The 12,696-nt window shown below is 64.8% G+C and carries 11 protein-coding genes; 4 read left to right on the plus strand and 7 right to left on the minus strand.

The window, feature by feature from the left end:
- From QQK18_RS10275 to QQK18_RS10285, 3 genes are read right to left on the minus strand one after another with little or no spacing between them, the layout of a single operon-like run.
- Positions 1–399 carry a hypothetical protein gene (locus QQK18_RS10275; protein ID WP_284340241.1) on the minus strand — a complete coding sequence of 133 codons (399 nt, stop codon included), beginning with the start codon at positions 397–399 and terminating at the stop codon, positions 1–3.
- Positions 399–1,997: an FAD-dependent oxidoreductase gene (locus QQK18_RS10280; protein ID WP_284340242.1), complete on the minus strand. Its 1,599-nt coding sequence runs from the start codon at positions 1,995–1,997 to the stop codon at positions 399–401. The genes QQK18_RS10275 and QQK18_RS10280 overlap by 1 nt, the downstream gene beginning before the upstream one ends.
- A gap of 1 nt (position 1,998) precedes the next feature.
- Positions 1,999–3,234, minus strand: a complete 1,236-nt coding sequence (locus QQK18_RS10285) for a hypothetical protein (RefSeq protein WP_284340243.1) — start codon at positions 3,232–3,234, stop codon at positions 1,999–2,001.
- 194 nt (positions 3,235–3,428) lie between these two features.
- On the opposite strand from QQK18_RS10285, the gene QQK18_RS10290 reads away from it, so the two are divergent.
- The 4 genes from QQK18_RS10290 (at position 3,429) to QQK18_RS10305 (ending at position 8,144) form a co-directional block, all read left to right on the plus strand.
- Positions 3,429–4,754: a GumC family protein gene (locus tag QQK18_RS10290; RefSeq protein ID WP_284340244.1), complete on the plus strand. Its 1,326-nt coding sequence runs from the start codon at positions 3,429–3,431 to the stop codon at positions 4,752–4,754.
- A gap of 88 nt (positions 4,755–4,842) precedes the next feature.
- The gene (locus tag QQK18_RS10295; protein ID WP_284340245.1) at positions 4,843–6,021 is read left to right on the plus strand and encodes a GNAT family N-acetyltransferase; all 1,179 of its coding nucleotides are present in this window, start codon (positions 4,843–4,845) and stop codon (positions 6,019–6,021) included.
- Positions 6,022–6,031: 10 nt separating this feature from the next.
- Complete coding sequence (locus tag QQK18_RS10300; RefSeq protein ID WP_284340246.1) at positions 6,032–7,315, plus strand: oligosaccharide flippase family protein; 1,284 nt, start codon at positions 6,032–6,034, stop codon at positions 7,313–7,315.
- 127 nt (positions 7,316–7,442) lie between these two features.
- Positions 7,443–8,144, plus strand: coding sequence for a GGDEF domain-containing protein (locus QQK18_RS10305; protein ID WP_284340247.1), 702 nt, complete (start codon positions 7,443–7,445; stop codon positions 8,142–8,144).
- 101 nt (positions 8,145–8,245) lie between these two features.
- Here QQK18_RS10305 and QQK18_RS10310 read toward each other — a convergent pair whose 3' ends face one another.
- The 4 genes from QQK18_RS10310 to QQK18_RS10325 form a co-directional block, all read right to left on the minus strand.
- Positions 8,246–8,896, minus strand: coding sequence for a phosphoribosyltransferase (locus QQK18_RS10310; RefSeq protein WP_284340248.1), 651 nt, complete (start codon positions 8,894–8,896; stop codon positions 8,246–8,248).
- A gap of 71 nt (positions 8,897–8,967) precedes the next feature.
- The gene (locus QQK18_RS10315; protein WP_284340249.1) at positions 8,968–10,227 is read right to left on the minus strand and encodes a pyridoxal phosphate-dependent aminotransferase; all 1,260 of its coding nucleotides are present in this window, start codon (positions 10,225–10,227) and stop codon (positions 8,968–8,970) included.
- 98 nt (positions 10,228–10,325) lie between these two features.
- Complete coding sequence (locus QQK18_RS10320) at positions 10,326–11,861, minus strand: alkaline phosphatase D family protein (protein ID WP_284340250.1); 1,536 nt, start codon at positions 11,859–11,861, stop codon at positions 10,326–10,328.
- Positions 11,848–12,600, minus strand: a complete 753-nt coding sequence (locus QQK18_RS10325) for a glycerophosphodiester phosphodiesterase family protein (protein ID WP_284340251.1) — start codon at positions 12,598–12,600, stop codon at positions 11,848–11,850. Before QQK18_RS10325 ends, QQK18_RS10320 begins: the two co-directional genes overlap by 14 nt.
- Positions 12,601–12,696 lie beyond the last annotated feature (96 nt).

Here is a 12,696-nt window from a genome sequence, read left to right on the forward strand (position 1 = left end):
CTAAGCCACCGCGGCGCAGAGCTGTGCTTCGGTCTCCGAGATCACCCAGCCATCGATCACGAGGCAGCGGCCGTTGGCGAAGTCCTCGGCGCACTGGTTCTGCAGCATGGCCTTTCTGGTGTCGAGGCACGTCTCTTCGGCCGCTTCGACGAGCAGCGGCCGCTCACCATAGAAGCGCGCGAGCATGGTCTCCGTGCCGAAGTCCGGATGGAGGCGTCTGACCTGTCGTCCGACTGCCTTTGCCGCACCGAACACGCTCTCGTCGCCAAGGCTGGCGAAGAAATCCGGCGTATTGCGCGAGACGTTTCGGCAGTAGAGGAGAAAAAAGTCGCGGGCGGCGAGCACCGACATCACGCCGACGGCGCCGAAAAGCACCTTGCGGCGGCTGATCCTGACCATCACACCCTCCCTTTCCCTTCGCCGGCCAAATGGTCGGCAAGCCGTATCGCCAACGCGACGATGGTGAGCGTCGGATTGGCTGTGCCGCTGGTGGTGAACACCGAACTGCCGGCCATGTAAAGATTCTCTACGCTGTGTACCCGGCAGTCGGCATCGACGACGCCCTGGCGCGGGTCATCGTGCATGCGCGTCGTGCCGATATGGTGGTAGCCGGTGTAGATCGCATCGAACGCCGGCGGGATGTCGAGCCCCAGCCGCACCCGGCCGATGCCCGCCGCGCCGACCGCCTGTCCTATGAGCTCATGCGTGCGCCGCAGCGAGATCAGATCCTCTTCCCTCAATTGCCAGTCGAGGGTTGCCCGGCGCATGCCGAACTGGTCGAGTTCGCCGTTGAGCGTCACGCGGCTGTCGGGGTTCGGCGCCTGCTCGGCGTCCTGCCGGAAGCGGATGGTGGTGACGGTCCCTGGCGGCTCGAAGCGGCGCCTGATGTTCCGGTAGACGCCGGTGAACACCGCCCCCGGCGCATCGGCGATGGTGCAGGTGCGCGCCCAGAACTGATCGGGCACATGGCCCCGCGAGAAGGCGCGCGCCATGGCCGAGAAGGCCAGCCAGGCGTGGTCGCGGAAATCGTCGTTGTGGCTCTCGCTCTCCCAGACAGGATCGAGGAACACGGTATTGTCGAGGAGACCTTCGCGCCGCATCAGGTCCTCGGTGAGCTTGAGGCCGATGTGGACTGGCACCGTATCGGTCTCGTGCGGCAGGTAGTAGTCGATATTGCCCTGCGGATCGGCCGGCGCCAGCTCGCTGAGGGTGCAGTTCATGTGGTCCATGAAATAGCGCCCGACGAGGTCGTTCTCGTTGCCGATGCCGTCCGTGCGCTGGCTGTCGAAATTGAGCAGCAGCCGCGCGTTCTCGATGCCGCCGCAGGCGAGCACGTACCGCTCTGCCTCGATGAAGATCGTCTTGCCGGAATAGGAAGCGACCTCGGCCCGCGTCACCGCACCACCGTCGCCAAGCTCCAGGTTCTTGAGGTTGGCGTGGTAGAGACAGCTTATGCTCGGTGCATCGGTGATCGCCTGCAGATAGGTTTCCGCAAACCGCGTGGGCGGGCTGCTTTGATAGACCGCCGGCTCGACCATGGAATTGTCGAGCGGCCAGGCTGTGCCCGAGAGGAGCTCGTCCCAGTCCGCCGGCCGATAGGCAAATGGGCCGAGCTGCAGGTAAGACTGGGCACGTTCGTAGAACGGGTCGAGGGCGGCCCGCGTGATCGGCCAGCCGCTGTGCGGCACGCCCTCGCGCTTCTCGAAGTCTATGGGCGCCAGCGGTGCGCAGAGCCCCGTCCAGTGCCCGGTGGTGCCGCCGAACTGGCGAAGCCTGGAGAAGGCGATGTCGGTGTGGCCCTCACCCGTCACCTGCCCCTCATAGATCGCCTGCGACATGTCGGAGAATTCGAGCCCGCCGCCTTCGAGGAGGATCGCCTCGACGCCGGCCCTGGCCAATTCCAGCGCCATGGTAATGCCGGCCGCTCCGGCACCGATAATGCAGATCGGCGCGCGCAGGGTTGTCCCTGCCTCTAGCGTTTCGAGGTCTGCCAGCATCTCATGCGTTCCCGAGGATGCCGCCGAAGGCGATCATGGCGAGGGTCACCATCATTGAATAGGCGATGAGAATGGAAAGGATCGGCACCTGCTCGCGCTTCATGCCGCGCAGCAGCAGCACCAGCAGCACCGGCAGCCAGTCGAGTGCATAGCGTTGCGCACTGTACTGGGAGAAGCCGTTGGAATGATAAAAGAGGGTCAGGCCGAGGATCAGTGCGCAGGTGCCGAGCCCGAACCAGAAGGCCCGGCTCCAGGGCGCGAGCAGCGCCAGCAACAGCACGGGCGTGACAAGGAAGACCGAGGCGCCGTTGATGTCGAAGGCAGCAAGCTCGGTCATGTAGCGGCCGGCGAACTCGACATGCGGGCCGGCGATGAACATGTAGATGAAATTGAACAGGAAATAATCGGGCGCAAAAATACCGAGCTCGCGCACGCGATATTGCAGGAAATCGCCCGCTGTGGCGACCGCCGGGTCGAACTCGGGTGGAAAGATGTAGCTGTAGCCCGTCTCGCCGATCGAGCCGAACCGCGCATAGTTGTAGGCAAAGTAGATCAGCACCGCGAGGATCGGCACTGCCGCGAGCGAGAAGCCGCGCTTCAGCGCGGCAAGGTCGATCCGGAAGAGCGGCGTCTCCCGATCGAGCAGCAGCACGTAGAGGAATGGCAGGTAAAGGATGGTCATCTGCCGGCAAAGGAACGCCATGCCGATAAAGAGACTCGCCGCCAGCACCTGGCGCTTCAGCGCGAAATAGATCGCCGCCGACGAGAACAGCATCCCCCAGCTCTGGGCGAAGAACCACACGTGGTCTCCGCGCAAGGTGACGAACGCCAGCGGCGTTGCAAAGAGCACCAATAGCGTTGCGAGCGCGGTGAGGTCGCGCTCGTTGCCCGTCTCGCGCTCACCGATCCGCCACCAGATGAGGCCGGTCAGCGCAAAGGCGACAAGGCTCAAGGGCACGAAGAACTGAAAGTCGATCCCGAAGAGCGCCACGAACGGCAACGTGATCACCGCCGGCATCGGCGGGAAGATGATGTAGGTGCGCCCCTCGAAGAGTGCGCAGTCGTTGTCGAAGCAGGGACCAGCACTGTCTAGCCTGCCCTCCAGCCACGACGCGGCGAGCTGGGCATAGGTGTTGGTGCCCGGCGCTTCACGCAGTACCGCGAGCGCGAGGACGGCGAGGAACGCTAGGGCGAGGCCGCCCAAAATCACCGAAATCGCTATGCGCCGACTATGCATGCCGCCCCCTGATTTTCGCGGCGCAGGGTGGCGCGAAAATATGAATAATCCGTCCAAACAGCGGCACAAATGGCCGCTTCGCGTTGACGATTCGACAACCTTCAGGCCGAAGCGATAGAAAGCTATCTCTTCGATTAACCGGGCGGGCAGACTTGCCGTGTAGGTTCGCGCAAGCCGACGAAGAGGCCGCCGACTTGCCCCGATACGACGCCGAAATCGATCTCTATCAGCTCCTGCGCACCATATGGTCGCGCGGGATTTCGATCGTGCTCGTCCTCGGACTGACGCTCGCTATCGCCTATTTCGCCGTATCCCGCATGCCGCGGCTTTACGAGTCCTTCGCGACCATGCTCGTAGAGCCGCGCTCCAACATCTATCTCTGGCCCGGCGAGGCGGTGGGGGAAGTGACCGGATCGCTGGTGGCGAGTCGCCTCGAGCTTGCTCGGGCGCCGGAAACCTTCGCCATGGTTGTCGAAGAACTTGGTCTTGCGCAGCTGCCCGAGTTCAACGGCGGCAAGACCGGGGACGCCGCGTTCGAAGCGGCACTTGCGACGCTTTCCGACCAGGTGGTGGTTGCGGGTGACCGGCGCACGGCGGTCTTTTACATCCGGGCACGCTCGCGTGACGGGGAACTGGCCATGCACATCGCCAACGGCGTGGCGCAAGCCGCCATCGCCCGCCGCTCGCAATTCATAGTGGAGGACGCGCGGCGCGCCATCGAGTGGCTGGAAGGCGAGTTACCCGACCTGACCGAGCGTGTGCGTGCCGCCGAGGCGGCGGTCGCCGATTACCGGATCGACCGCGACATGCTGGGCGCAACGGCCCGTGGCAGCCTTGTCGATGAGCAGATGACGAGCCTTTCGGAACGCATCGCGGCCGCCAGCGAGCGGCGCATTGCGCTTAACGCTCGCGCCGATGTCCTTACGCGCATGATCGAAACCGGTGCGCCGATCGACGGACTGGCTGAGCTCGCGCGGTACCCGACCGTCGATGGACTCCTGCGGCAGCGTTCGGATGTGCAGGTGCAGCTCGCTCGTGAGGCGAGCACGCTGCTCGCCAATCACCCCCGGCTCGCTGCCCTGCGCGCCCGCGTCGACGAGATCGACCAACTGGTCGTTGCCGAAGGGCGGCGCATCGCCGGGGACCTGAGGCGAGATGCAGGGGCCGACGCGGGGCTGGCGGACGCACTGCGCCGGGATCTGGCGACGCTCCAGCGATCGGCCTCCCAAGGTATCGTCGATAGCGTCGATCTTGCAGCGCTGGAGCGCGAGGCGGCCGCCGGCCGCAGCCTCCTCGAACAGTATCTGACGCGGCTCGATGCGGCGCGCTCGCTGGCCGCAACGGGCGGGGTGCTGCCCGATATGCGCATCGTCACCCACGCGATGGAGGCGTCCGGGACGATCTCGCCGCGCACCGGACTGGTCCTTGCTGCCGTCGCCATCGTCGCGGCGGGCGCGGCTCTCGTCTGGGTGGTGGTGATGGGGCTCGCCGCCGCGGCGCGGCGCCGTGTTGTTGCCTGAGCAAGGGAAGGCAATGGGTTATTCATTGTTAGACGCTAACACTGTGGCCAGGATGGACGGGCAGAAGTCCGCGCCGAGGGATGGGGCGATGACGACGATCATGGAGGAGCCGGACCTGACCGTCAGAACGGTCCGCACGCTCGAAGACATCGAGGCGGTCGCTCCAGACTGGCGCGCCCTCGAGGCCGCGTCCACCGACGCCCTGTCCTATTTCCAGACCTATGCCTGGTGCCGCAGTTGGGTGGCGCATTTTGCCGGCAAGTCGAGCGGACGACAGCCGATTATCCAGACTGCCTGGCGCGGCGACACGCTGGTTGCGGTCTGGCCGCTGATGCTGACCGGCCGCTGGGGCATCCGCAAGATCGTGGCGCTCGGTGATCCGCATTCCCAATATTGCAATGCCATCTGCAATCCCGATCACGGCGACTCCGATGCAGTGCGCTCACTTCTCGCCCGTTCGCTGGAGACAGGCAGGTGCGACGTTGCACTCTTCCGGCCCATCCCGGAGAGCTCGCCGCTCGTTGCAGCGCTCGGGGACGTGCCGCGCATTGCCGGCTATGACAACGAATCCTCGATCCTCGACCTTTCGGCGTTCGACTCCTCGGACGCCTATGTGCAGGGCCTCGGCAAACTGCAAAAGCGCAATCGCAACCGGCGGCGCAATCATCTGGCGCGACTGGGCGAGCTCTCCTTCGAGGTGATCTGGCCCGACCACAAGGATTTCGCCCCGCTCGTGGCGGCGGGCACGCAGATGAAGCGGCGCTGGCTGAAGGAGACCGGGCGCTACAGCACCGGCTTCGCCATGAAAGGGTACGAGAACTTTCTCGCCAACCTCTCGGGCGACCGCGAGCGGCTCGAGGGCGCATGCCTCTCAGTGTTGCGCGCCGGCGAACGCGTGGTGGCGGTCGAGCTCGGTTTCATCCACAAGCGCGCCTACTACGCCTATATCGGCGGGTTCGATTGGGAGCTGCGCGAACTCTCGCCTGGCAAGGTGCAGATGGAGATGACCGTCTGCTGGCTGATCGACAACGGCGTCACCGCCTACGACCTTCTTGCCAACCCCGCCGACTACAAGAAGAGCTGGAGCAATACCGCGATCCGGCTCCTCGGTTTTGCCGCGCCCCTGAGCTGGAAGGGCCGGCTCTATCTCAACGCCTGGCTGCCGATGCTTCCGGCCGCCAAGACCGTCTACACGGCCGTGTCCGCGCGCCTGCGCCGGCTGGTGATCTTCGGGCAGGGCGTCGGGTGCCTGATCCTCTGTATGTGATGTCAATTCAATGCTCGACGCGGCCATAGCGTTCGGCATTCGTGTCCTCAGCGCGGGCCTCGTCTTCGGGCTGCAGGTGCTGCTTGCCCGGCTGATGCCGCTCGAAGGCTATGGCGGGTTCGTGACGCTGTGGACCTGGCTTCTCGCCGTCGGCAGTTTTGCGGCACTGGGCTTTGCCGAATCCAGCGTGCGCTTTCTTCCCCGCTATCGGGCACGCGGGCGCGAGGCACAGGTGCGTGCGTATTGGCATTACGGGTTCCGCGCGGTGCTGATGGGATCGCTGGGCCTGGCGCTTTTCGCTCTCATCCTTGCCTTCGTTCTCGATACCGGCACAGAGCCCGGCCTCATCATTCTCTACATCGCCCTCGGCTTGCCGTTCCTCGCTGTCGAATACTATCTCGAAGGCGTGGCGCGCAGCTTCGGCTGGTATCGGCTGACGACGGTGCCCGTCTATATCGTGCGCCCGCTGCTGATCGCTGCGATCTGTCTTGCCGTATATGCTTCCGGCGTGCCGCTGACATTGCCGGTTGTCGGTGCCGCCGTGGTCGGCGCCATGGCGCTGGTCTCGAGCGGGCTCGCCCTCCTGCTTGCGCGCAGGATGAGCGGTACGAGCGTCGCCCAGAAGCCCGTGCCCGGGAGCGGCAGCCTATGGCTGCGCGCGTCGCTGCCACTGCTGCTGGTGTCCGGTCTCGAGGATCTGCTGGCCTATTGCGACGTGCTGATCTTGAGCCTCATGCTTCCCGGAGAGGAGGTCGGTCTTTATTTCGCGGCCGCGCGGGCGCTGGCGCTGACGAATTTCGTCTATTACGCCATGTATCTTGTTTCCGGCCGACGCTTCGCCCTCGACATGGCGGACGCCGACAAGCAACGGCTCCAGCAGTCGGTTCGCGAGGCCTCGCGCCTGACCTTTTGGCTGACGATCTCTGCTGTCGCAATCACCCTTGCCGCCGGTCCGCTGCTCCTGCGCGCCTTCGGTCCGGCCTTCGTCGCTGCCTATCCGGTAATGGCGATCCTCGCCGTCGGCCACGTCGCCCGTGCCGCGAGCGGACAGGCGGGCGAGCTGTTGATCGTTGCCGGCCGGCAGCGCGAAAGCATCCTGCTCGGCCTCGTCGCGCTGACGCTCAACATCGCATTGACCGTCGCCCTCGTGCTCGCCTTCGGGCTTCTCGGAGCCGCCGTCGGCACTGCTCTCGCGTTGGCCGGCCGCAGCATTGCGCTGGCATGGGTGGTAAGGCATGCCACCGGCATAAATGCCATTTCGCTCCGCCTGCCGAGTTTCAAAACACAGCGCTAGGTTTTCTGCGATCGATTAAATTGCGGCACGCGCAGATACCCTATGTTGACGCCCATGTTGCAGTAATGGTTCATTTCGAACTGCAGGAAACCAAACGATGTCCGGTGTATCTGTCCGGGTTGTTCTGGTGATCCTCGCCCTCGCCAGCTGCGGGGCGATGTTCTGGATTGTCGGTTACCTGGCTCTGGGTGGTGTTCCGCCCGCTTATCTGTCTGAGGTGGTCTTCGTCCTCCCGATTGTCGGGGTTCTCGCCGCGCTGTTGTTCCTTTTCGTGCGCAACCGCCGATGTGGCAGTGCAGGTCTGCGGTTTCTGCACCTGCGTAACGCTCCGGAGCCCACCCATAGTGAGGACAACTTGGATCTGGCGACCGGAGTTCTGAATGCCCGGGCATTCATGGCCACGGTCGGCGATGAATTGGGCAAGGGACCGGGCGCCCTGCTGCTGATTGATGCCACGCAATTCTCGGTGCGCCGGCCGCACAATCGCATCGCCAGCCGCGACGAGCCCCTGCGCCTGATCGCTGGCACCATCAGGACATCGGTGCGCGCTGATGATCTCGTGGGCCGCCTCGCCACCAATCGGTTCGCCGTTTACCTCAAGGGCGCGAACGACGCCGATTCGGAGCAGATCGCGCAACGCATCTGCGAGAGCGTCGAAAACACCATCTATCTCAGCGATCAGCGGACCATCGGCGCACTTTCGGTCAGCATCGGTGGCACTATGACACGCCCGGGGATGATCGAACCTTATCTGAGGACGGCCCGGGCCATGCTGGACAAAGCCAAGCAGGCCGGTCGGGGTCGCTTCATGCTCGCCCACGCCGCCTGATGTGCGCAGGATTCATCGAGCGGGATGCAAAAACGCCTGGCCCGCACTTGATCCGGGATGGGAACCGGTTTTTCGCGACAATCCGCGGCGATAAGCGAGCGTCATTGCTGGCGGCGGTTGAACTGATCGAGCGTCTGGCGCACCTCCTCATCCTCGACCTGGCCGAACTGCAGGTAGTGTTCGCCGACCGATCGGAACGGCCGAGGTTGGGACGGACAGACGATCTTGTCGACCCTTTTTGCCATATCGGCGACGACGTCCGGGGCACCGACCGGCACGGCGACGATGACTTCGCGCGCGCCCTCAAGCCGCATGGCCTCGATCGCCGCGCGCATCGTCGCACCGGTCGCGATCCCGTCATCGACAAGGATCGCCGTCTTCCCCTTTGGATCGAGTAGAGCCGCACCGTCGGGCAAGAGTTTGCGGGTGCGCACTTCGAGTTCCTGGCGGGCGCGCTCGGTAAGCGTTTTGATCTCGTCTTCGCCAAGGCCTGTCGCGGCGAGGATATCGGCATTGATGTCCCGGGCTTCCTTGTTGTGGCGGGCGATGGCGCCGACAGCCAGCTCGCTCTGCCCCGGCAAGCCGATCTTGCGCACCGGTAGGAGCCCGAGCGGTGCGCCGATGGCGGCGCAGATTTCCGCCGCGACCGGAACACCGCCGCGCGGCAGAGCGAGGACCACGCTATCCTTGCCCGAAAACTCCTCGAGGTGTTGTGCCAGCAGTCGTCCGGCCTCGCGGCGATCTGTGAACATGGCATCCTTCCCAGCCGCGCACCCCGCATATGATCGGTGTTGACGAACAGGTTAGAGAGAGCGGCTACAGCTCAACCGAGAAAGCGCCCCAGCCGTTCCAGTCCGTCAGCGATTTTGCTTTTCTCGGCCGCATAGCACCAACGCAGCCATCCCTCGGCTTCGCTGCCGAAAGCGCTGCCGGGCGCGAGGCCAAGGCCGACCTCCGCCACCAGCGCCTTGGCGGTCGCTAGGCTGTCCGCGCGTCCCTCGATGCGCAAGAACGCATACATCGCGCCGTCGGCATCGGGCACTTCAATGCCGCCAATGGCATTGAGGCCATCGAGCAGCATCGCTCGAGAGGCGACCAGTTCCTTGTGCAGCGCTGCGACCGAAGCCTCGCCCCGTGGATCCGAAACGGCCATCTCGGCGCCGCGCTGCACGAAGCCGGGCACGCATGAGGTGTTGTATTCGATGACCTTGGGCAGGTCGGCCATCAACTCCTCCGGCATGGTCAACCAACCGATGCGCCAGCCGGTCATCCGCCAGGTTTTTGAAAAGCTGTTGACCACCATCAGCCGATCCTCGGGCTCGGCGAGGCGCAGCATCGAGGGTGCGACGGCCTCGCCAGGCCGAAAGCAAAGCCGTTCATAGACGTCGTCCGAGAGGATCCAGATGCCGTACCGCCGGCAATGAGCGAGGAGCCGCTCCTGCTCGGCCCGGGTGATCGTCCAGCCGGTCGGATTGTTGGGCGAATTGACGACGACCATGCGGATGTCTGGCGTGAGGCGTTTGAGGAGCGCGTCCATATCGAGCTGCCACCGGCCGTTCTCGACCGTCAGTGGATGCCGTACGACTTGCGCCCCGACAAGTAGCGGCATCTCGGCGATATTGGGCCAGATCGGCGTGACGACGACGACCTTGTCCCTGGGCGAGACCACCATCTGTGTTGCCACCATCAGCGCCGAGACGCCCGAAGCGGTGACGGCGATGCGCGAGGCCGGCAGATCGACCCCGTGCAGCCGGGACGAATAAGCCGCGATCGCCTCGCGCAGCGACGCCGTGCCGAGATTGTGCAGGTACTTGGTCTCACCGCGCTGGAGCGAGGCGATGGCGGATTCGACGATGAAGTCGGGCGTCGGCATGTCGCTTTCGCCGAACCAGAAGGCGGCAGTGTCGGCACGGCCCATGCCGGCATTGGCGATGTCGCGTATGCTGGAGGAGGTGAGGTCGATCACCTCCCGGCGCGGTACGGGCGGGAAGGTGGTCGAGGAAACGATGGGTTCGGAGACGGTCAAGTCGGGCGTCCGGCGTGGTGGGAGGTTCATGAAGTCATAGCGCTTGCCGCCGGGCATGGGCAGCCCCCAAGGACCACAGGCTTATCGCCTGTGGCACCGTGTCCCTTCTCCCTCAAGGGGAGAAGGGAAACACCGCCATATGCGATCGGCTTGCACTACACCCGGTTCACCCCCGGTAGCCCGTCAAGGACGACGAAGCTCTGTTCGACCTTTGCCGTCGCCTGCGGATCCTTGCGGTCAGAAACCGTCACGAACTCCGTGCGCGCCTCCTTGTCGGTGAGGTGCATCAGAGCGTAGCCGTGGTCGCGTCCGTTGGCGTATTTGAGGTGCGGGTTCTCGGCGAGTGCCGTGGCGATACTTTCGTCCGACGGGCCGTCGGAGGTGATCGAGCCAGAAACGAACTCAGTCGCGAATGTCGTCGCCTCCTCCTCCATGAAATCCCGCTTGACGTCCGCGGCATAGAAGGCGTGCAGGTCTCCGCCGATGATGAGGGGGTTGGCGGTGCCGGCCTCGGCGACGCTGTCGAGCAGGCGCGCGCGGGCGGAACGATAGCCGTCCCAGCCGTCGAGATTGTAGGCCGTGTCGGGACCGGCCGCCGTGTCGCGCTCGGAAAGCAGGGTCTGCTGGCCGATGATCGTCCATTTGGCGCTCGAGGCCTTCAGCGCCCCGTCGAGCCAGCGCTCCTGATCGAGACCGAGAAAGGTCCGCTCGTCAGTGTCGAGACTGGCGTGGGTCGTCAGCATCGGCGAGCGATATTGACGGGTATCGAGCAGGGCGATGTCGACCAGGCGCCCGAAGCCATGGAGGCCATAGATGGCGAGGCTGGAAAACTCCGGCGCGGCACGAGGCGGCACGGGCATGTGCTCGTACCAGGCCTGGTAGGCGGCCGCGCGCTGCCTGAGGAACACATCCGGCCGCGGCGCGTCGGGCGAGTGATCCTTGGCGTAGTTGTTGATCACCTCATGGTCGTCCCACACGAACAGCCACGGGAAGGCTGCGTGCGCGGCTTTGAGGTCCGGATCGGATTTATAGAGCGCGTAGCGGTCGCGGTACTCGTAGAGAAGCGAGGGTACGCCCGTGCCGTGCCGGCGCACCAGATTGGCACCGTAGGTCTTCTCGTAGATGTAGTCGCCCAGATGCACGACGAGGTCGAGATCGCGCGCCGCCATGTCGCGATAGGCGCTGTAATAGCCCTGCTCGTATTGCTGGCAGGAGGCGAAGGCAAAATTGAAGCGGTCGGGTAGGGCTTCGGCCGCCGGCGCGGTGCGAGTGCGCCCGACCGGGCTTTCCGCATTGCCGCAGCGGAAGCGGTAGAAATACCAGCGCTCAGGCTGCAGTCCCTTGACTTCCACATGCACCGAGTGTGCGAAATCTGGCACCGCCGGAGCCATGCCCGACTGCACGGAGCGCGTGAACGCATCGTCTTCGGCAATCTCCCAGGCAACATCGAGCGGTCCGTACTCCGGCGCAGGGGCCGGAGCGAAGGGATCGGCCATGTTGATGGCCGCCTCGGCCGGAAAGACCAGCCGGGTCCAAAGGACGACGCTTTCCGCCGTGGGGCTCCCGGAAGCAACGCCCAGAGTAAATGGATCGCTGTCGAACTGCTGGGCTCGCACATTCCCGATGAGCGGCCAGACGGCAACCGCGGCAAGCCCGGAAGCGAGGAATTGGCGGCGATCAATCAGCGGCATGGGCGAGTTCCTTTCCGCGTGCGGCAAGGGCAAGATCGGGCCGGTCGGTGGTGACGTTCCGCAGGCCCTTCGCCAGCCAATAGGCAAGGTCCTCCTCGCTATTGGGGGTCCAGACACCCAGCCGGTCGAGCGGCACCCTTCCGGCTATTGCCTCCCACTCGACCGAGAGCAGCGACATCTCGATGTCAACGACATCGGCGACGGTCATCGCCACCTCGATACTGGCGGCAAGGCCGAGCCGTTCGATCGAGCCGCGGGAAAAGGAGAGGAGGGTCCGCATGTGCGGTGCCACGCGCCGTACCGTCGCCAGCACGTCGGGATAAAAACTCGTGAGGAAAGTGCGGTCGGCAAGGCCCAGGGCATTGAGCACGGCGGCCGCCTTGGCTTCCAGTCCGGCATAAGGCACGCGCGCGGCGTCGGCCTTGAGCTCGACTTGCAGTTCGAGATCGCTGTCCTTGAACAGCCAAAGCACCTCTTCGAGCGTCGGAATGCCCTCGCCGTCGCTGCCCCTGAGGGTAACGTCGTGCCGCTCGCCCAAGCCAAGCGCCCGCACCGGTCCGGTGCGGTTGGTGGTGCGATCGAGCGCCGGATCATGGATGACCAGCAGCTCTCCGGCATCGGTGAGATGTACGTCGAACTCCACCGCCTCGACCGGCAGCGTCAGCAGGTTGCGAAAGCCCGAAAGGCTGTTCTCGGGCCAGAGGCTGCGAGCGCCGCGATGGCCAACGATGAAGGTCATGGTTTCGTCCGGCTTTGAAGAGGGCGATGGTGACCAGTATGTACCCGAATCGACAAGACCTTTGGCCAACGTATTGCGCCGTCACCCCGCAAGGGT

Origin of the sequence: Devosia nitrariae (assembly GCF_030160115.1) — a bacterium.
Lineage (GTDB): Bacteria > Pseudomonadota > Alphaproteobacteria > Rhizobiales > Devosiaceae > Devosia > Devosia nitrariae.

Bases quoted from the DNA above. Each gene is read 5' to 3' on its own strand.
- QQK18_RS10275 (WP_284340241.1), bottom strand. From the start codon at position 399: ATGGTCAGGATCAGCCGCCGCAAGGTGCTTTTCGGCGCCGTCGGCGTG.
- QQK18_RS10280 (WP_284340242.1), bottom strand. From the start codon at position 1,997: ATGCTGGCAGACCTCGAAACGCTAGAGGCAGGGACAACCCTGCGCGCG.
- QQK18_RS10285 (WP_284340243.1), bottom strand. From the start codon at position 3,234: ATGCATAGTCGGCGCATAGCGATTTCGGTGATTTTGGGCGGCCTCGCC.
- QQK18_RS10295 (WP_284340245.1), top strand. From the start codon at position 4,843: ATGACGACGATCATGGAGGAGCCGGACCTGACCGTCAGAACGGTCCGC.
- QQK18_RS10300 (WP_284340246.1), top strand. From the start codon at position 6,032: ATGCTCGACGCGGCCATAGCGTTCGGCATTCGTGTCCTCAGCGCGGGC.
- QQK18_RS10310 (WP_284340248.1), bottom strand. From the start codon at position 8,896: ATGTTCACAGATCGCCGCGAGGCCGGACGACTGCTGGCACAACACCTC.
- QQK18_RS10315 (WP_284340249.1), bottom strand. From the start codon at position 10,227: ATGCCCGGCGGCAAGCGCTATGACTTCATGAACCTCCCACCACGCCGG.
- QQK18_RS10320 (WP_284340250.1), bottom strand. From the start codon at position 11,861: ATGCCGCTGATTGATCGCCGCCAATTCCTCGCTTCCGGGCTTGCCGCG.
- QQK18_RS10325 (WP_284340251.1), bottom strand. From the start codon at position 12,600: ATGACCTTCATCGTTGGCCATCGCGGCGCTCGCAGCCTCTGGCCCGAG.